A 17977-nucleotide genomic window follows, 5' to 3' on the forward strand; every position below is an offset into this window, starting at 1 on the left:
TTTATACATATAATTAAAGTATAGCAATCTTTCTAAATTAATTCTGTGACTAACGTTACAACCTTTATCTATAATTTTTCCTTGTTCAATTAAAAGCTTTGCATAACAAGACTTTCCTCTTTGTATTGTTCCATTATTTGCGCTGTATTAATATTTTGACAATCTATATGTTTTTATGGTATATTAATATAGTTACATAAGAATACACCTTATGGTGCAAAACAATTTTATCAATAAATTAAGATATTATTCGGCTTTTGTGATTTTTATTGCAAGAGTCATTTGTTTTTTATGAGAACAAAAATCAGGAGGCAAAATGGAAATTTTAATAGTATTTTTACTGAAACTACTCGGCAACACTCTGTGCACAATGAAGAATATATGTCTAACTCGTGAAAAGTTCTTCTTTTCGAGCTTGCTAGCAGCGTTGTCTACAACTGTATACATGATTGCTGTTGTAAGGATGGCAAAGTCAGACGGCATACTCAGTATCGTGGCGATATGTACCGCAACATTTATCGGGACTCTAATTCCAAGGCTTGTCGTTAAAAAGTCTGAGAAGGAGAAGCTTTACATCTTTGATATCACAGCAGACAACATAAATAATGGCAAAGAGTTTGCAGATATTTTAAGAAGCGTGAACATTCCCACAAAAACTAGCGTTGTCTACGATACGATGATGATTAAGACACTTTCCATAAAGGCATACTGCGCCAACAAGAAGGAAAGCAAAATGGTGAATAAAGTCATATACCCAGATTTCAAATACAATGTTTATGTACCAATGAGCTTAGATTAAGCTCGTACATTCCATCAACTCCAAGTTGAAATAAGAATTTCTTTATATCCTCAAGTTTTGGGGCTTAAATACATATCTTGTATCTTTTAGAATTCTAAAAGTAAATTCTACAGAATTTTTATGATATATTCTATTAAAATATCTTTATCAGATAAACTTTCTTTATTCAACTGATTTGTAATGAATACAAACATACCAGTTTTTTCTTTTTCTATATTTTTTTCTAAAGTTTTAATTTTAAGTGAATCTAATTCTGAAGAATGGCAAACTAAAAATCTATATTTTTTACTAGCTATTTCATCTTTAAAACTTTGTATTTTATCAGCAGTTTCTCGAGCCAAAGCTTCAATTTCTGCTGCTGTTCAAAGAGTTCTGGACACGTTTCAACATATTTGTCAATTTGATTTGTTCCTAATATTTACAATTTTATAATTGAAAACTCAGGGATTATTAGGCAAGAAGAAAGTATTCATAGTAACTGATAAGATTCTTGTTGATCTTGGAATTGTTCATAAAGCTACAAAGATTCTAACAGAACCTGGAATGGACTACAAGATATTCTCAGATGTTTTACCAGATCCAACTCTTGCTACAGCAAAAGCAGGTGTTGAACAATTGAATAACTTTAAACCAGATACAATTATGTCAATTGGTGGAGGATCACCGATTGATGCAGCTAAAATTATGTGGGTATTATACGAGCATCCAGAAGAAAAGTTTGAAGATTTAGCTATGAGATTTACGGATATTAGAAAGAGAGTTTATACCTTCCCTGTAATGGGTTCAAAATGTTATATGGTTGCAGTTCCAACTACAGCAGGAACTGGTTCAGAAGTTACTCCATTTGCAGTAATCACCGATGAAAAAACAGGTGCTAAATATCCAGTAGCAGACTATGAATTACTTCCAAATATGGCTATAGTAGATGCTGATCTTATGATGAATATGCCAAGAGGATTAACTGCAGCTTCTGGTATAGATGCTTTAACACATGCTCTAGAAGCTTACGTATCGGTTATGGCTTCAAGCTTTACTGATGGATTAGCTTTAGAAGCAATAAAGGTACTTTCCCTCAGTATGAATATCCAAATGCTAAGAGAAGATATGCAATCATTGCTGAAACTCTAAACTTGGGTGGCTCTACAGATGATGAAAAGGTAGATTTATTAATTAAAGCTATTCAAAAGTTAAAAGATCAAGTTAACATTCCTAAATCTATAAGTGCTGCAGGAGTTAAAAAAGAAGACTTCTATGCTACATTAGATGAGATGAGTGAATTAGCTTTCGATGACCAATGTACAGCTGCTAATCCAAGATATCCATTGATTAAAGAAATTAAAGCAATGTATATCAAAGTGTTCGAATAATAGATTACTCAACAACAAAAAAGTTTGAAAATAAATATTTAAGGTTTGATAACATATATATCAGCAGTCTCCCTAAAAATGAAAGGATGGTGTAATCTCATGGCTGTAGATGTAAAAAATATGTCTGATGAAGAAATGAAAGAAAAATTGCTGGAAATCAAAATAGAAAACCTTAAGGATATTGAAGCAAAAAAACAGCTTGAGACTAAAAAACCGGAAAAATTAAAATAGAATAAGACTGTAAGTAAATTTCCATGAGCAATGAAAATAATACTAGTGTTTATTTAGCATCCAATTTTTATATAAATTGGATGCTATCATTTTTCTCCTTTTAAAATTAGTACTTCTTCAAGCATAGATAAGTATCGCTTAAAATCTGCTATTTCAATATGCCTCTAGCTTTTTTCTTACAATCCTAAACCTATTATCCATTCTTTCATGCTTTCTGCTGTTGCTCCTGCACTTAATCTTTTTCCAGAAACCCAACGAACAGAAGGATCACAGCAAGCTTTTAGTATCTTGTCGCTATTACCCATACCACTGCCTCCTGAAGTACAGAATGTAACTACTGTCTTTCCTGAAAAATCGTAGCTTTCCATAAAAGTATTAATAATCGTTGGTGCTACATACCACCAAATTGGAAATCCAACAAATATAACATTATATTCTTGAAAGTTATTTACTTTATCTAAAATAGCTGGTCTTGAATTAACATCATTCATTTCTATACTGCTGCGGCTGCTCTTATTGTTCCAATTTAAATCTTCCTTTGTATATGGCTTTTCTGGCTTTATTTCATATAAATCTGCTCCCACAACTGCTGAAAGGTTTTCTGCAACTCTTCTTGTAACTCCGCTTGCTGAAAAATAAGTTACTAATGTTTTACTCATAAATACTTCTCCAATCTTAATATTTTTTTCGTGATTTATCTTTTATTCTTCTATTCTAAGTACATATAAATAACACTTACTTATACATACCATAAACCCTTAACCCAACTTTAGGTCAATATATATTTTAAATTTACTTCTGTAAAAGATGTTTGAGTTGTAGCTGTATTATTATTTAATAAGTCCTAGTTTAGCTAACCTATTTTTCACATCATTCGATGTATCCTTAGGAAGATCTTGACTTATTGCAAGTCCTTCTAAAATTTTAGCCTTTGGTTCCAATTTACCAATAGACTCAATGGTTTTTGTGAAGCCGCTGCCACCGCTGGTGCAGAATGGCACAATGGTTTTTCCAGATAAATCATATTCATCAAGGAAACTATAAACAGCTATAGGCATATCGTACCACCAAATAGGATAGACAAGAACCACCACATCATAGGACGCAATATCCTTCACGTGTGTTGCTAACTTTGGTCGAACATTGGCATCATGTTCTTCCTTACCCTCACGATCAATCACACTATGCTCAGAAACTAACTTATCAGACTTTAACTTATCTGCTCTCTGAATAAAGAACAAATCACTACCTGCTAAATCCTTCTGGATCATTTTTGAAACAATTTCGTTATTGCCCTGAACACCACCATCCTTCACAACATTCAAGCTCGCAGAAGAAACCGTATCCACCTTTTCAGGAAGATCAGTATTTCCAACACGGGAGAAATACACAACCAAAACTTTGTGTGAACCTTCTGAAACTTTAGCTGAACTGTTAAATGTTTGAGTTACACTAGAAGATGCATTCGTCTCGGTATTTTTTCTAACACTACAAGCAGTGAGAGAAAATACCACAAGTAAAATTAATAAGATAGTTCGTTTTTTCATTATTATAATCATTCCTTTCGCTTCACTTAAAATACAAAACCTAATAAAATGTTCTACTCTGAGCAAATTTTATTTTATTATTACTAAGTAACTTTCTCTTCCAATAACTTTAGCATAATGTATAAAGTTAACTTTATGTCAATACCTTATTTTTAAAAATTATATTTTTTATATTCTTTTAAACTATTGACATAAAGTTAACTTTACCACCTATAATAGACATGATGAAATAAGTTTGAAACATTAAGGGATATGTTCTGTTTCTTTGATATCAAATGAAAAAGCTAAATATTCTTATGGATGCACGTATTCCCTGCAATCATTGTAAATTACACTATCCTATTGAAACAATATTTTTTAAAACAGGAGTGATAAAACATGGAAAAATCAAAAGTTTATTTTACAGATTTTCGTACGAAACTCGGTGAAGGATTACCAACCAAGTTAAAAAAACTGATTAAAAAGGCAGATATCGGACAAATCGACATGGATAACAAATTCGTTGCCATCAAAATGCACTTCGGTGAGTTGGGCAACTTAGGTTTCCTCCGCCCAAATTATGCAAAAGCAGTAGCCGACGTTGTAAAGGAGCTAGGTGGTCATCCATTTCTCACAGACTGCAATACCCTATACCCTGGCAGCCGCAAAAATGCTCTTGAGCATCTGGAATGTGCATGGGAAAACGGCTTTACCCCACTAACAGTTGGCTGCCCAGTCATCATTGCTGATGGACTAAAGGGTACCGATGACATCACGGTACCGGTAGCAGGCGGTGAATATATAAAAGAGGCAAAAATCGGTCGCGCAATCATGGATGCTGATGTATTTATCAGTCTGACTCATTTCAAAGGTCATGAGATGACTGGCTTTGGTGGTGCCATCAAGAACATTGGTATGGGCTGTGGATCCCGAGCTGGAAAAAAGGATCAGCACATTAACGGTAAGCCTGACATCTCACATGAACAATGTAGAGGCTGCAAGAGATGCCTGCGTGAATGCGCCAATAATGGTCTGGTATTTGATGATGTGGAAAAGAAGATGTCTATCAATGCAGATAACTGTGTTGGTTGTGGACGCTGCTTGGGCGCATGTAATTTTGACGCTATCACGTTTTCAAACTGGGCAGCTAGCAAGGAATTGAATTGCCGCATGGCAGAATACACAAAAGCAGTAGTAGACGGTCGCCCTTGCTTCCACATTTCCCTTGTGATAGATGTTTCACCTAACTGTGATTGCCATAGCGAAAATGATGCTCCGATCCTTCCAAATCTAGGCATGTTTGCTTCCTTTGATGCGCTAGCACTGGATCAAGCCTGTGTAGATGCTTGTATGTCAGCTGCACCGCTGCCAAACAGCCAGCTATCTGACAACATGTCAAAGAACGGCTTTAAGGATCATCACGACCACTTCACCAACTCCACACCAGAATCGGAGTGGCGCACTTGCCTTGCCCATGCAGAAAAAATAGGTATCGGCAGCCGAGAGTATGAACTGATTGTTCTAAAATAAGTTATATTTCACACTAATAATTTGTAAAAGATAATGAAGGAGTTTAAGGTTCAAATTCAATCTTGGGGACCATTTGCAGTAAGATTGAAATATCATTAAAAAATGCAGGAAATTTAAATTAAACTCCTGCATTTTTTATAGTTAATCTATATAGAAATTTAAATTGGGTTTATTTGTCATATACCAATTTCCCACTAAAACCAACATTATCCAATTCATTTTCTTTCAACAAAACTATAATTGCTTGTTCAGGTACATTCATAACACTTGATGCTGTTGCTGTAAATTCTTTAACCAATTGACTTTTTTGTTCTTTATTTAATTTTCCTGCTTCTAAAGTAATTACTGGCATATTTTCCTCTCCTTTCTTTAGTTATATATTTTTAATTATTGTATAGATTTTCCTAATTCATATGCTTGATTTGGGAAATCAGTTTGTTCAAGCACTTCTCTTACAGGACATCCAGTTGCAAATAGCTTTCCCACATCTGTCCAATTTAGAAAACGAAGTATACCTTCATAAGTTTTTTCTAAACCTTCCATAGTCCAATCATCTGCACCATATGAAGTTGCGAAAAGCATTGCCTTTTTGTTTCCTGCTAATTTTGCATTATTTGCATGGAATCTATCAATTACTGCTTTTATTTGTGCTGACATTGTATAATAATATAATGGTGTTACGAACACTACCATATCTGAATCTATTAACTTATCATACCATTCATTCATTGCATCTTTACGTACACATTCACCTTCATGGCTCACGCAGTATTCACATGCTAAACATGGTTTTACATCTTCAAATGCTGCATCAAAACGCAACACCTCATGTCCCGATTCTTTAGCTCCTTCTATAAATTTGTCTGCTAATAAGGCAGATGTACCCTTCTTATGTGAGCTTCCTGTAATAACTGTTATTTTCATCGTTATTCTCCTTCCAAATTAAAAATCATATTTTTTATGGTTAATTGTGTTTGTTTTTGCCGATACATTGACTATAAACCCTTAAGTCGACTTAAGGTCAAGCTTTTTTTATAGCGCTAGAAAACCCTTCTAGTTGAAGCTTATTATCACTGCAATGAAAAGGGTTTTAACATACTCTACTATTCGAAATTTTATATCTCTAATCATTTTTGTTTTGCTTATGGACTGCCTCTGTGCCAGCCTTAATTGCTGTTTCATAATACCATATCTTATGGTTGATGGTTTCCATAATCTTATTTAATTCCTCACGCTGCTTTTCAACGGCTTCCTTTCTTTCAAGAAACATCTCCATCCGTTCCTGCAAAGTACTATCACCCTCTTGGCACAAATCCATATACTTCTTTATGTCTTTTATTGGAAGTCCAGAATTTTTCATACAAGTTATGATAGCCAGTCCCTCGAAATCTTCATCTTTAAAAACCCTGGTACCATTTGGCTTCTTCTCCACAAATGGCAGAAGCCCTTCTTTATCGTAATAACGCAGCGTTGGAACAGTAAACCCCATTTTTTCTGCAGCCTGTTTAATCGTATAATTCATAAAGCACTCCTTTCTTCACCCAATGATTATTAATCATAATTAGTAATACCAACAATCTTATCATAAGGGATAAAGTTAACTTTATGTCAATACCTATCATGTAATCTAAAGTTATTAATTTTTGAAACGTAGGAGCTAATTTCCTCCTTTACTTGCTTTCCATGAAGCTATCAATTCATCTGTAATAGGTCCGCACTTCTGCTCATAAGTGTCAATTTTATAATTAATAACATCCAGCGTTTCTTGTATATCATGCATCTTTTTTTCTAATCCTTCTCTTGTTTCAATCAATAAATCTCGTCTTACTTCCTTGGTTGATTCACCTTTCAAAGCAAGTTGAATATATTCATGTATAGTCTCCAATAACACTCCTGCTTTTTTAAATCTCATGACAAAGTCAATCCAGCTAATTGATATTTCATCATAATTTCGGATACCAGATGACGTTCTTGGAACTGCTGGAATAAGACCTATTCTTTCATAATAACGTAGGTTATCTATTGAAATGCCTGTTATTTCTGCTACTTCTTTTATTGTCATCTACAATACCTCCTTCATCAAATTCAATATTTTATTTAACTTACTCCTCTTTTAACAAAGGTTCCAGCTGTCCCATCATATTATCTATATTTTCAAAAATAACACTTTTCTTAGTATCAAATTTATTAATCATATCGATATGTTCTGTCATATAATTATAGGATTGTTGTGATGCAGATATATAATCATCAATTTTCTTCATTCCATTAGATGACTCTTTGATAGCATACAGAATAGGTGAAATATCTTTCTTCTCCTTAATATTATTAATTATAATGTTATCTTCAACTTTATTTTTATTCCTATTAAAGCAAAACCATTTCATAATAATTCTCCTAATTGTTCTAATTCTTTTACCTGTTCCTTAAATTTCTCCTTGTTTGATAACAATACTTTATTAATACTAAATTATAGAAAAATTTCTAAACAAGGGTTATTATACATATGATCTAACTAGTTTCAATACAAATCATATCACCTTAAGTTAACTCTAGGTCAAGCATTTTATTGACTACATTAAAAAAAGATTCTTAAAAAATTATTTAGCTAATTTTTTAGGAATCTTTTTCTGCATTGCTATTTAAAATTTTCAATTTTCCTGATAATCTTTGCAGGAACACCACCAACAATAACATTAGCTGGCACATCCCTATTAACAACTGCGCCAGCAGCAATGACAGCTCCATCACCAATATTCACACCGGGAACCACAGTTGCATTTGCTCCAATCCAAACATTATTGCCAACCACAATTGGCGCAGGATGCATAGTGCCTCGTTTCCTCGGATCAATATCATGATTTAAGGTAGCAAGCACCACATTGTGCCCAATGAGAACCCCATCACCAATAATAATACCGCCTTGATCTTGAAAACGGCAGCCCGAATTGATAAAAACATTCTTTCCCACAGTGATATTCTTTCCGCAATCTGTATAAAAAGGTGGAAACATAGCAAATGTTCTATCTACCGTTTTCCCAATTAGCTTGGAAAAAAGTTCTCGAATTTCTTCCGGAGTATGATATTGTCCATTCAGATCAGCAGTTAATTTCAGTGCCTCCTGTGAAACCTCATGCATTACTTGGTGTAATTCTGAACCTCCCTCAACCGCTTCTCCTTTATTCAAGTGTTCTAATAAATCATAGATGTTCATTGGTATCCTCCTTTGTTGATAAGATTTTTGCATGTTCACAAGCACAATGATGAAATCCTTAGGTTTATTAGCATATTTCATTTCCATCATTATAAATCACTCATCCCTTAAGCATAAGTGTTGACTATGACAGCCATAACTACTACATCTGAATTATACTGCAGCATATGCCTTCTAAAGCAACTTCTTCCTTTGTCTTTCCATTTTCATCTACACCCCATACTTGCTTAGCAAAGCGAACAAACTTATCTAAACCAAACTTATATATATATATCGATAATATGGAAGTGATATTGCTGCTAGTCCCATACCATGCGCGCAATCCATATAAGCACCCAATTGGTGTTCAATCATATGTACTTCCCAATCCTGAGTTTTACTCAATCCCATAATCGGATTCATTGCAAAAGTAGCACTCCACATCAAATTACTTCTTGCTTCATAGTTATTAGGATCTTTTTCTGCAATTTTTGCACTATTTATGATAGAACAAAGAAGTCCTTCTATAAATGCTCTGCTTTTACCCTAATCACTAAACCTAACTTTAGGTCAAGTATTTTTTGTTTTTTACTTAATACTGCTTGAAAATTACCATTCTATGAAGCAATTTTGAAGCATAGTGACCAATACAAACAAACAACCCAATAATTGCCAGCTGATCAGCAAAAAACAAACTCAGTGGTTCATCAAAATCAAAAAACACAAATTGAGTTTTAAGTATCATATAAGAACCATTTTTTCGCTGCAAAAATGCATATATTCCATAAGCAGCAATCAAGGCAGCTACCATACGTAGAAAAATAGTGCGCACGTGGGAAGTCTCTTTCATGCCAGTAATTTTTTTTGCAACAGCCATAAGCATATTCCAATGAAGGCCCATATGTACTGACATCATAGCAAATCCCCAATAGGCAGCAAGCAAATGAATTGTTCTTGCAACAGATGTGCCATCACTTATATGAAGGAACATAAACACATGGTGTGATATCATAATTCCACTAACCATAAGACAAATCATAATTACAAAGATTAGAATATTGATAACCGTTCCCAGAATTCGAATTCCAGAATACCTCCCTTTCAAAAGATTTTGATGCCATCTGTAATTCAAAATATGGTGGATAATGAATAAGATAAACATAGAAATTCCCACTACTTCATGGGCTGCTTCACCAACCAGTGAATATGCCATGAGTACAGGTAGCATAATGGTCATTAGTAAATCCACAATAATTTGAAATGTTTTTTTTGATGTCATTTCATCTACTCCTTTTAACTTTTAAAACCGTAAACACCCAAACAAGCAGTTACCTGTGATGTACATAATATTCTCACGTGCTTCCATGTCATTTCCGTCCTTTGCTGCTCATACTAGATATTTTCCTAGATTGTTTCTATCATAAAGGATAAAGTTAACTTTATGTCAATACCTTATTTTAAAAAATTCAAATTACTAAGCTTAACTTTTCCTTTTCGCCCAAAAATAAAGACCTTTTACACAGGTATCTTACTTTTTTCTAAAATCGATACTATGTGTAAAAAGTCTACTATTTATCATAATTAATGGTATCTATAGCTTTATCATAAGGGATAAAGTTATCTTTATGTCAATACTTTGTTTTTAAAAATTAATATTGTTATATATTCAATAATATTTTATTAATATCTTCGCTCACCACCATACGTTCATCATAAACCCACTGTTCATCAAATTCTAAATTAAAAATCTTAGAGAAAGAATAATAGAGATTTATCTTTTGATAATAAAGTTCCAATTCATTAAGATCTTTTATTAAACAAGTTGGCTTAGAAATTACATCACTATGAGCTATAAAAAGCTCATCTACATAGCTTAAAAAAGCATCCATCATTGTAGGATTGGATACATCAAAAGGTATTTTTAGTAGAGTCCACTCCATTTTTTCATCTAATTTATAACTCTTTATATTATCTAATACTATGATATACTCTGAAATATCCATTTTTCTATAAAAATACATCTTCTCTTCTCGTGTACTCCATAATGCAAGCTTTTCTCTTAAAGGTAAGCTTTTTATTTTCAATATAACTTCACTTGGGCCTATAACTGCTTCTTCTATAGTTCTATCTCTTACATTTATCATCTCATTTATGAATTCTTGAGTGCCTCCATAGGATGCTACATACCCAATATCATATATTCCCTTTCTTCCTGCTCTTCCTGCAATTTGTTTTACTTCTTGGGAATTTAAAAATCTCACTTGACTTCCATCAAACTTTTTAACATTCATAAATATAATTCTTCTAATTGGAAGATTTACTCCCATACCAATGGCATCAGTAGTTACAAGTATTTTTGTTTCTTTATTTATAAACTGCTCATACTGCTTTCTTCTCACTTCAGGAGGCAGGTCTCCATAAATCAAACTGGCTTTTATTCCTAAACTTCCATAATAATATGCTAATTCTAATACTCTTTTTTTAGAAAATACTACAAGTGCATCTCCATCTTGAATACTTTTACGAGAAAAAGACCCATATTCCATCACAAGAGGTATGCTTCTTTTATATTCTTTAAATTCATATTGATCCTGACAATCTTCAATTATATCAATTAATAATTCTTTACTATTAATGGCTCCACAAATATGTATCTCCTTACAATTTAATCCTAACAATGCTCGTGTCCATGCTGCTCCCCTTTGATCATCATTTATCATCTGGATTTCATCTATAATTGCTATATCATACTCTTCATTAACATCTAATTTTTCTATAGTACAGGATATATGCTGTGCTCCTTCTACTATTATTTCTTCTTCTCCAGTCATAAGGCTGCATTTTACACCTTCAGAATTTAATCTCTCATAGTTTTCTAAAGCTAATATTCTTAAAGGAGAAAGATATACTCCATTTTTAGCTTGCTTTAATCTTTGCATGGCATTATAGGTTTTTCCTGTATTAGTTTCCCCTAAGTGAAGATAAAATTTTCTAATGAGCTTTCTAGCATGTTCATATTCATCCTTAGGATTTGCTGGAAATACATTGTCAAATTCTTTAGATACAAGCTTAGGTATATGCTTGGTTATAAGCACACTAATTATTCCAGAACCCAAATAGCTTTCATAATTATGTTTTACTATTTCTTTAAAACTAAAGTTAGTACCATTTTTTCTATTGTAGTCATCTACAAGTCTTTCAGATATGTATTCTAGTATTTCTAAATATTGCTCATAAACACTTTTAAAATCCCTAAGACCATCATTTTCAAATTCTTTTAAATGTCTTATTTTCTTTCTCACAGAAACTTCATGTTCCCACAATGCATTTGTCTTAGTATGCTGCACTATTTCTTCTATTTGAGGAATTTGATTTTTTATCTTTCTAAAATTTCTTTCTACTGCTCCTTTTTTCATTGACTGTCCTCCTAAGCAGAATTTATTTAATTATATCTATTATACTAGTATTATCATAAATTTAAATTTAATTATATAAAAACAACTTATATTTTTGTATATTAACTGTAATGATTTTTTTGCAAAAGATAAATTTTAGAAAAGGAATTTTTAATTCAATATAGAATACTGTTTAATACAAGTAACAGATAATGTTATTACCATAAGCTAGGTAACAGTCACATAAGGGGAGCACTTAGTATAGTAACATACACTAAATATATTAAGGGGATGGATAATATGATTTTAGGAATTAGTGCAAGTGGCAGAAAAGATGGAATTATCAGCAAAACAGTGAAAGCTATATTGGAAGCAAGTAATTCAGAATATGAATACATTTCATTGTCAGGCAAGAGAATTAATGGTTGTATTGGATGTACACTTTGCGCCGCCGATAATCAGTGCAAAGTTAAAGATGATTGGAATGAAATAGCAGAAAAAATGTTAATGGCAGATGCAATTATTTTTGGTGCACCTAACTATGGAGGGACTATAAATGCCCTTGGACATGCATGCTTGGAAAGAACTTTTTGCTTTCGACACCGAGAAGCTTTTAGTCTATCTGGCAAGATTGGTGTAGCGGTTAGTGCTAGTTATAGTGAGGAAGGAACTAGTTTAGTCAATATGATTATAAAAAAATCTATGATGGTTAATAAGATGTCAGTAGTTGGTGCTGTATCCGCTCATGGATATTCCCAATGTTACACATGTGGATTTGGTCACAACTGTAATGCAGGTAATGTGGTTAAGAAATATGGTCCTTTGGATAAAATCGAAAAGAAACATCTTCCACCTAGTTTTGAAGAGCAGGAAGATACAATTTTTCAAGTTAATAATATTGGAAAATTATTGAGGTCTTTAGGAGTCTGAATTCTGTGCAATACTAAAATGTTTAAAAACGATGTCTTTGTAGGGTTGCGCTAAGTGGTCACAATAGGCAAGGACGTTCTATTCATGAAAAATATTCAGGTGTATTAAAGCATCTGTTCAATAAGAACTAGTTTTTCACTGTTAAAAAAGCACCGTTATAGAGAAAATGAACTGCACCCTGTCTACTTGACAGGGTGCAGTTCATTTTAATATGTAAATATTTTTTATATAAATCTTCATAACTTCTACATAACTATTCTGTATATTATACCTATTAAATGTAATTACACAGTAAGAAATCTACCTATATACACGGCCTATGAAATAATTTTGGGATAATAATATTATTAATATACTGATGAGGTGAATTTATGAGTATCAAAAATATAAGATTAAAAGTATACAATATGACTTGTACATCTTGTGAAAAAACTATAGAAAGAACCTTAAAAAAGTTAGTAGGGGTTTTTAATGCTAAGGCTAACTACAGTGGTCAATTTGTAGACATAGAATATGATTCTGAACTTTGCAATATAAAGGATATAAAAGATTCTATAAATAGTATTGGATATAACACTGAGAATTCCTACAATTTTGGATTTGCTGGAATACTTATGGTAGCAGTTGCCATTATTCTTATAGGTAATTCTACTGGTGGTTTTGATATGAATAATATGCTTAAAGGAGCAACCTATTTTGTACTCTTTATAGTTGGAGTACTCACCTCTATACACTGTGTGGGAATGTGCGGTGGAATAATGCTCTCTCAAAGCTTATCTAATGAAAGCACCAATAAATTTCAAGCAATTAAACCTGCAATACTTTATAATGCAGGAAGAGTAATATCATATACAATTCTAGGTGGAATTATTGGTGCCTTAGGAGCTGTACTTTCACTATCTATAAAAACTCAAGCTGCTCTTCAACTGTTTGCTGGTTTATTTATGATCATCATGGGATTTAATATGGCTGGTTTTTCTTTATTTAGAAAGCTGCAAATAAAACTGCCTTGGTCCTTTTGTTCAGTAAAGAATAAGCCTAAGACTCCATTTATGGTAGGTATTTTAAATGGTTTAATGCCATGCGGACCTCTTCAAACTATGCAGCTGTATGCTCTTGGTACCGGCAGCGCTGCTAAAGGTGCTCTTTCTATGCTCATCTTTGCATTAGGCACAGTGCCTTTAATGTTAACTTTTGGTGCAGTTTCTGGCCTACTAAGCAAAGGGTATACAAAAAAGATTTTAAAATTTAGTGGAGTCCTTGTAATTGTTCTAGGGTTAATTATGAGTAATAGAGGACTATCTTTAGCTGGCATAAATCCTGTTTCATCTATAGCTTCTCTTTTGCCTGGCACTAACCAATCCCTTGCTGCTTCTGCAGCAAATAGCACTAAAGCTGTTTTAAAGGATGGAGTTCAGGTAGTAAATATGACTGCAGATGGAAATGGGTATACGCCTAATGTACTGTATGTAAAGAAAGGCATTCCTGTTAAATGGATAATAGATGGAAAACAAATAACTTCCTGTAACAATGCAATTGTAGTACCATCGCTAAACATAAAGAAGCAGCTAAATAATGGTGAAAATGTAATAGAGTTTACACCAAATGATAAAGACATAAACTTTAGCTGTTGGATGGGGATGATAAGAGGTGTAATTAGGGTAGTAGATAATTTAGATTCTGTTGATACATCTAAGGCAGACCCTTCAGCTCCACCCGTTGGTGCTCCTAGTTGCTGCAGCGGAGGTGCAGTATCTTCTAATGCTAATTCATCAAATATACAGCAAAGTCCAAGTATATATGGAAGTGATCTAAGCAAAGTTCCAACTGAAAGTCTAGTTAATACTGCAATGGTAATTGGTAAGAATCAAAGTGCTACAATCAAAGGTATCGGTTATGAGTTTAAACCGCTTATAATTGTAGTAGATAAAAATATTAAAACTAAACTGACATTTGACCTTACTGCTTTTGATAATCCAGAAGGAAAATTTGAGCTTGTATCAGCTAAAACCGCTGAAACCTTTAAATCCTTTGATGGAAAAAAAGGAGTTGTAGATTTAGATATTACCTTTAATGAAACCTCCGGCTATGGAATAGTAAAGGATGGTAAAGTTCTAGGTATTATTGAAGTGGTAGATGATATCAAAAAAGCTGATCTAGAAAATATCAGAAAAACCTATATTAAATAAAGCATTATTAAAAGGGAACGCAAATAGATTTATGTAAATTTAAAATCTATTTGTGTTCTCTAAAAAAGTGATTAAATAAAAGTAATCTCCATATTTTTACTTTATTAATCACTTTTAGTTTAATAATTATTTTTCTATTGTAATCTTTGCCTTTTCTAGTTCAACAGCATTTCCTATTGTATCTCCCACCGGGCACCTTTTCTCAATTAATTCAACAAATTTCTTAATTTTTTCTTCTGAAGCATCACTCTTTATATGCATATTATATCTTATCTTCTGGTATCCCGGTCTTACATCCGATAACCCCATAAATCCATCTGGATCTAATTCTCCTTCTAACTCTATCCAAAAATCCTCCAGATTTATTCTCATTTTTTCAGCAAAAGATGCTGCAAGTATTGTTTGACATCCACCTAGAGCACAAAGAACTAATTCAACTGGATTCATTCCAGTATCAGTTCCACCTAATTTTTCTGGTTCATCAATATCTACCTTAAACCCTCTTGCTTCTGCTGTAACTGCAAGACCTTTCTTTTGTCTTGCTGTTGCCCTAAATGTTGTTATCGCCATAATACCACTCCTTTATAAATTTAGTTAACATTACACTACAAGTATCTCCCAATCAATTAATACTAAACGTTATTTCTAAATGGTATAGTAAATAAAAAAATTCCATTCTTTGTTTTATTGTATAAGCACGTTCAAATAAAACAAAGGATGGAATTTTATTTTCAATTTATTATAGAGACTAATTTATTTTGCCAATTCATTTAATTTTGATGCTAGAGGATTTAATTCTTGTAGTGCAGCATCCATATTTTGAATTTCAGATAGCTGACTTTTAAAGGTATCCGCTGTTGACACAATACCATTAGAAATATTATGTACTGAATTTTCTATTTTAGTTAAAGTATTATTTATCTCATTTATAGATTGACTACTTGAACTGGATAATTTTCTAATTTCATTTGCAACTACAGAAAAACCTTTTCCGTATTCTCCAGCTCTAGAAGCTTCTATGGCTGCATTTAAACCTAAGAGATTAGTTTGAGAAGCTATCTTTCTAACAAAATTTAGTATCTCATCTGTATTTTTAGCATTCTCATCAGCTTGCTTAACTTCAGTTAAAATAGTATCATTGGCGCTTACAGCTACCTCAGTTCCTTTGGAAATTAAACTTGCTGCTTTAGATATTTCACTAAGGGATTCAGATAAAGTTTTTGATAAATTTAATATTTCATAGTGCCTTTTTAAACTTTTAACAAGAACTATACTGCCTATAATAACTCCTTTGTCATCCTTTACAGGAATCCCTGTAGCCTTGATCTCTACTCCAAAAACCTCTTTTGGAACTATTGATGACACTGTTTTTTTTGCTTTAATACACTCATAAGCAGCACCACCTGGCCTTAAAGGGTCTCCTGGCTGTGCATTCATATTTATGTTTTCACTGTTTACAACTTTTATAAAATGCTCTGTTGTTGACATAGTAAAAGCTATTTCGTCTTCAAAAAAGCTCTGCATATAAGGCATCATTTCTTCAAAAGCCTTCTGCAATTTATTTTCAATTTCAATCATTTTTATACCCCCCAAAAACTCAAAGTGGTAGACTAGTAGAATAACATTATGTGTACGATAAATATCAATTAGAAAACAATTACATTATATCATGGCTTAAGTTGAAAATGCATCCCATTTTGAGTACTTTCATAAGAAAAGAAGTATAGCTTAGTTATAAGTACAATAATTATTCCAGAATACAATAATTGTTATAATTTCACATATTATGCTCCAATTTATTTCAAATCAAGGTATGTGGTATTTTCTGGAATACCAGATACAGATACATTATCCCCTTCATTTAATGAATCTATGACCTTCATATCTTCTTTAGCAAGTTCAAAATCAAAAATATCCAAGTTTTCTTTTATTCTTTCTTCATTTGAGGATTTTGGTATAGGAATAATTCCTCTTTGTATATGCCATCTTAATGCTATTTGTGCTATAGTTTTTTTATATTTTTCCGATAAATTCATCATCACTTCATTTGAAAATATTTTTCCCCTCATTATCGGACTCCAAGCTACCAGCTGAATATTATTTTTATTACAATAATTTAGCATATCATTTTTAGAGCTTAAAGGATGTACCTCTATCTGATTTACCATGGGCATTATTTTTGCGCTTTTTCTTAATTCTTCTAAATGTCCTACTTTAAAATTGCAAACTCCAATTGCTTTTACTTTACCTATTTCATAAAGATATTCAAAGGCTCTCCAAGTTTCAGAATTTAGCTTATTAGGCCAATGAATAAGATATAAATCTATATATTCTACTTGTAATTTTTCTAATGATTCATTAAAAGCCTTAATAGTTTTTTCATATCCATGATCATTATTCCAAAGCTTAGTTACCAAAAATATTTCTTTCCTATTTACTCCACTATCTTTTATACCCTTACCTACTCCAACTTCATTACCATAAAAAGATGCAGTATCTATCTGTCTATATCCTGTATCTAGAGCACATTTTACTATTCTTGCTGTTTCATCCCCACTACCAGATTTATATGTTCCAAATCCTATTGAAGGCATTTTTGCCCCATTAGACAATACTTTGAATTTCTCATTCATAATATGTAACCTACCTTTCACATTTCCTAATAAAAACATACCAATAAAAATTTATTTTGTAAATATACGTTCTAATAAAACTTGTTTTCATTTTTGTAATTAAATTGGCAAAGACTTAAAACAAACATTAAACACTATTGTTAACTATCATGTAAAACTTAGTTGACAATGTTTTTCTATTCAT

21 protein-coding genes and 1 pseudogene are annotated in these 17977 nt (G+C 32.4%); 6 read left to right on the forward strand and 16 right to left on the reverse strand.

Annotated features, from left to right (window positions below):
* Positions 1-316: 316 nt before the first annotated feature.
* Positions 317-799 carry a hypothetical protein gene (locus tag Ccar_RS13970; RefSeq protein ID WP_007060497.1) on the forward strand — a complete coding sequence of 161 codons (483 nt, stop codon included), beginning with the start codon at positions 317-319 and terminating at the stop codon, positions 797-799.
* Between the two features lie 107 nt (positions 800-906).
* Here the strand turns inward: Ccar_RS13970 and Ccar_RS13975 are convergent, their stop codons facing one another.
* The gene (locus Ccar_RS13975) at positions 907-1140 is read right to left on the reverse strand and encodes a hypothetical protein (RefSeq protein WP_007060496.1); all 234 of its coding nucleotides are present in this window, start codon (positions 1138-1140) and stop codon (positions 907-909) included.
* Between the two features lie 91 nt (positions 1141-1231).
* Here Ccar_RS13975 and Ccar_RS13980 point away from each other — a divergent pair.
* Both Ccar_RS13980 and Ccar_RS27575 read left to right on the forward strand, forming a co-directional pair.
* Positions 1232-2166: pseudogene (locus Ccar_RS13980) on the forward strand (iron-containing alcohol dehydrogenase); the annotation flags it as partial.
* Between the two features lie 99 nt (positions 2167-2265).
* The gene (locus Ccar_RS27575; RefSeq protein ID WP_007060493.1) at positions 2266-2397 is read left to right on the forward strand and encodes a hypothetical protein; all 132 of its coding nucleotides are present in this window, start codon (positions 2266-2268) and stop codon (positions 2395-2397) included.
* A 176-nt stretch (positions 2398-2573) separates the two neighbouring features.
* Here Ccar_RS27575 and Ccar_RS13990 read toward each other — a convergent pair whose 3' ends face one another.
* Positions 2574-3056, reverse strand: a complete 483-nt coding sequence (locus Ccar_RS13990) for a flavodoxin (protein ID WP_007060492.1) — start codon at positions 3054-3056, stop codon at positions 2574-2576.
* A 171-nt stretch (positions 3057-3227) separates the two neighbouring features.
* Positions 3228-3944 (reverse strand): flavodoxin, encoded by a 717-nt coding sequence (locus tag Ccar_RS13995; protein ID WP_007060491.1) that lies wholly within the window; start codon positions 3942-3944, stop codon positions 3228-3230.
* A 378-nt stretch (positions 3945-4322) separates the two neighbouring features.
* Here Ccar_RS13995 and Ccar_RS14000 point away from each other — a divergent pair, with 378 nt between their 5' ends.
* Complete coding sequence (locus Ccar_RS14000; RefSeq protein WP_007060490.1) at positions 4323-5453, forward strand: DUF362 domain-containing protein; 1131 nt, start codon at positions 4323-4325, stop codon at positions 5451-5453.
* Positions 5454-5622: 169 nt separating this feature from the next.
* On the opposite strand, the gene dmpI is transcribed toward Ccar_RS14000, so the two are convergent.
* From dmpI to Ccar_RS14040, 10 genes are all read right to left on the reverse strand, one after another.
* The gene (gene dmpI / locus Ccar_RS14005; protein WP_007060489.1) at positions 5623-5805 is read right to left on the reverse strand and encodes a 4-oxalocrotonate tautomerase DmpI; all 183 of its coding nucleotides are present in this window, start codon (positions 5803-5805) and stop codon (positions 5623-5625) included.
* 35 nt (positions 5806-5840) lie between these two features.
* On the reverse strand, positions 5841-6377 hold the full coding sequence (locus Ccar_RS14010; protein WP_007060488.1) for a flavodoxin family protein: 537 nt from the start codon (positions 6375-6377) through the stop codon (positions 5841-5843).
* Between the two features lie 199 nt (positions 6378-6576).
* Positions 6577-6975: a MerR family transcriptional regulator gene (locus Ccar_RS14015; RefSeq protein WP_007060487.1), complete on the reverse strand. Its 399-nt coding sequence runs from the start codon at positions 6973-6975 to the stop codon at positions 6577-6579.
* 135 nt (positions 6976-7110) lie between these two features.
* Entirely contained in the window at positions 7111-7515 is a 405-nt protein-coding gene (locus tag Ccar_RS14020) for a MerR family transcriptional regulator (protein WP_007060486.1), read from the reverse strand.
* A 40-nt stretch (positions 7516-7555) separates the two neighbouring features.
* Positions 7556-7840, reverse strand: coding sequence for a hypothetical protein (locus Ccar_RS14025; RefSeq protein WP_007060485.1), 285 nt, complete (start codon positions 7838-7840; stop codon positions 7556-7558).
* Between the two features lie 251 nt (positions 7841-8091).
* Positions 8092-8667 (reverse strand): sugar O-acetyltransferase, encoded by a 576-nt coding sequence (locus Ccar_RS14030; RefSeq protein ID WP_007060484.1) that lies wholly within the window; start codon positions 8665-8667, stop codon positions 8092-8094.
* Between the two features lie 142 nt (positions 8668-8809).
* Positions 8810-8989: a hypothetical protein gene (locus Ccar_RS27420; RefSeq protein WP_242655079.1), complete on the reverse strand. Its 180-nt coding sequence runs from the start codon at positions 8987-8989 to the stop codon at positions 8810-8812.
* Positions 8917-9174, reverse strand: a complete 258-nt coding sequence (locus tag Ccar_RS27760) for a dehydroquinate synthase/iron-containing alcohol dehydrogenase family protein (RefSeq protein ID WP_341391968.1) — start codon at positions 9172-9174, stop codon at positions 8917-8919. The genes Ccar_RS27420 and Ccar_RS27760 overlap by 73 nt, the downstream gene beginning before the upstream one ends.
* 64 nt (positions 9175-9238) lie before the next feature.
* Positions 9239-9925: a DUF4405 domain-containing protein gene (locus Ccar_RS14035; protein ID WP_007060482.1), complete on the reverse strand. Its 687-nt coding sequence runs from the start codon at positions 9923-9925 to the stop codon at positions 9239-9241.
* 379 nt (positions 9926-10304) lie between these two features.
* The gene (locus Ccar_RS14040; RefSeq protein WP_007060481.1) at positions 10305-12062 is read right to left on the reverse strand and encodes a helicase-related protein; all 1758 of its coding nucleotides are present in this window, start codon (positions 12060-12062) and stop codon (positions 10305-10307) included.
* 279 nt (positions 12063-12341) lie between these two features.
* Between Ccar_RS14040 and Ccar_RS14045 the strand changes: the two genes are divergently transcribed.
* Both Ccar_RS14045 and Ccar_RS14050 read left to right on the forward strand, forming a co-directional pair.
* Positions 12342-12971, forward strand: a complete 630-nt coding sequence (locus tag Ccar_RS14045) for a flavodoxin family protein (protein ID WP_007060480.1) — start codon at positions 12342-12344, stop codon at positions 12969-12971.
* A gap of 371 nt (positions 12972-13342) precedes the next feature.
* On the forward strand, positions 13343-15160 hold the full coding sequence (locus tag Ccar_RS14050) for an urease accessory protein UreH domain-containing protein (protein ID WP_007060479.1): 1818 nt from the start codon (positions 13343-13345) through the stop codon (positions 15158-15160).
* Between the two features lie 126 nt (positions 15161-15286).
* On the opposite strand, the gene Ccar_RS14055 is transcribed toward Ccar_RS14050, so the two are convergent.
* The 3 genes from Ccar_RS14055 to Ccar_RS14065 all read right to left on the reverse strand — a co-directional run bounded on the left by Ccar_RS14055 (position 15287) and on the right by Ccar_RS14065 (position 17793).
* A complete protein-coding gene (locus Ccar_RS14055; protein ID WP_007060478.1) occupies positions 15287-15730 on the reverse strand; it encodes an OsmC family protein in 444 nt (147 codons plus the stop codon).
* Between the two features lie 183 nt (positions 15731-15913).
* Complete coding sequence (locus Ccar_RS14060; protein ID WP_007060477.1) at positions 15914-16738, reverse strand: methyl-accepting chemotaxis protein; 825 nt, start codon at positions 16736-16738, stop codon at positions 15914-15916.
* Positions 16739-16956: 218 nt separating this feature from the next.
* Positions 16957-17793, reverse strand: a complete 837-nt coding sequence (locus Ccar_RS14065) for an aldo/keto reductase (RefSeq protein WP_007060476.1) — start codon at positions 17791-17793, stop codon at positions 16957-16959.
* Positions 17794-17977 lie beyond the last annotated feature (184 nt).

This window comes from Clostridium carboxidivorans P7 (assembly GCF_001038625.1).
Lineage (GTDB): Bacteria > Bacillota > Clostridia > Clostridiales > Clostridiaceae > Clostridium_AM > Clostridium_AM carboxidivorans.

What these genes read in the sequence shown, in the direction of transcription:
- Ccar_RS13970 (WP_007060497.1), top strand. Translation starts at nt 317, where the DNA reads ATGGAAATTTTAATAGTATTTTTACTGAAACTACTCGGCAACACTCTG.
- Ccar_RS27575 (WP_007060493.1), top strand. Translation starts at nt 2,266, where the DNA reads ATGGCTGTAGATGTAAAAAATATGTCTGATGAAGAAATGAAAGAAAAA.
- Ccar_RS13990 (WP_007060492.1), bottom strand. Translation starts at nt 3,056, where the DNA reads ATGAGTAAAACATTAGTAACTTATTTTTCAGCAAGCGGAGTTACAAGA.
- Ccar_RS13995 (WP_007060491.1), bottom strand. Translation starts at nt 3,944, where the DNA reads ATGAAAAAACGAACTATCTTATTAATTTTACTTGTGGTATTTTCTCTC.
- Ccar_RS14000 (WP_007060490.1), top strand. Translation starts at nt 4,323, where the DNA reads ATGGAAAAATCAAAAGTTTATTTTACAGATTTTCGTACGAAACTCGGT.
- dmpI (WP_007060489.1), bottom strand. Translation starts at nt 5,805, where the DNA reads ATGCCAGTAATTACTTTAGAAGCAGGAAAATTAAATAAAGAACAAAAA.
- Ccar_RS14010 (WP_007060488.1), bottom strand. Translation starts at nt 6,377, where the DNA reads ATGAAAATAACAGTTATTACAGGAAGCTCACATAAGAAGGGTACATCT.
- Ccar_RS14015 (WP_007060487.1), bottom strand. Translation starts at nt 6,975, where the DNA reads ATGAATTATACGATTAAACAGGCTGCAGAAAAAATGGGGTTTACTGTT.
- Ccar_RS14020 (WP_007060486.1), bottom strand. Translation starts at nt 7,515, where the DNA reads ATGACAATAAAAGAAGTAGCAGAAATAACAGGCATTTCAATAGATAAC.
- Ccar_RS14025 (WP_007060485.1), bottom strand. Translation starts at nt 7,840, where the DNA reads ATGAAATGGTTTTGCTTTAATAGGAATAAAAATAAAGTTGAAGATAAC.
- Ccar_RS14030 (WP_007060484.1), bottom strand. Translation starts at nt 8,667, where the DNA reads ATGAACATCTATGATTTATTAGAACACTTGAATAAAGGAGAAGCGGTT.
- Ccar_RS14035 (WP_007060482.1), bottom strand. Translation starts at nt 9,925, where the DNA reads ATGACATCAAAAAAAACATTTCAAATTATTGTGGATTTACTAATGACC.
- Ccar_RS14040 (WP_007060481.1), bottom strand. Translation starts at nt 12,062, where the DNA reads ATGAAAAAAGGAGCAGTAGAAAGAAATTTTAGAAAGATAAAAAATCAA.
- Ccar_RS14045 (WP_007060480.1), top strand. Translation starts at nt 12,342, where the DNA reads ATGATTTTAGGAATTAGTGCAAGTGGCAGAAAAGATGGAATTATCAGC.
- Ccar_RS14050 (WP_007060479.1), top strand. Translation starts at nt 13,343, where the DNA reads ATGAGTATCAAAAATATAAGATTAAAAGTATACAATATGACTTGTACA.
- Ccar_RS14055 (WP_007060478.1), bottom strand. Translation starts at nt 15,730, where the DNA reads ATGGCGATAACAACATTTAGGGCAACAGCAAGACAAAAGAAAGGTCTT.
- Ccar_RS14060 (WP_007060477.1), bottom strand. Translation starts at nt 16,738, where the DNA reads ATGATTGAAATTGAAAATAAATTGCAGAAGGCTTTTGAAGAAATGATG.
- Ccar_RS14065 (WP_007060476.1), bottom strand. Translation starts at nt 17,793, where the DNA reads ATGAATGAGAAATTCAAAGTATTGTCTAATGGGGCAAAAATGCCTTCA.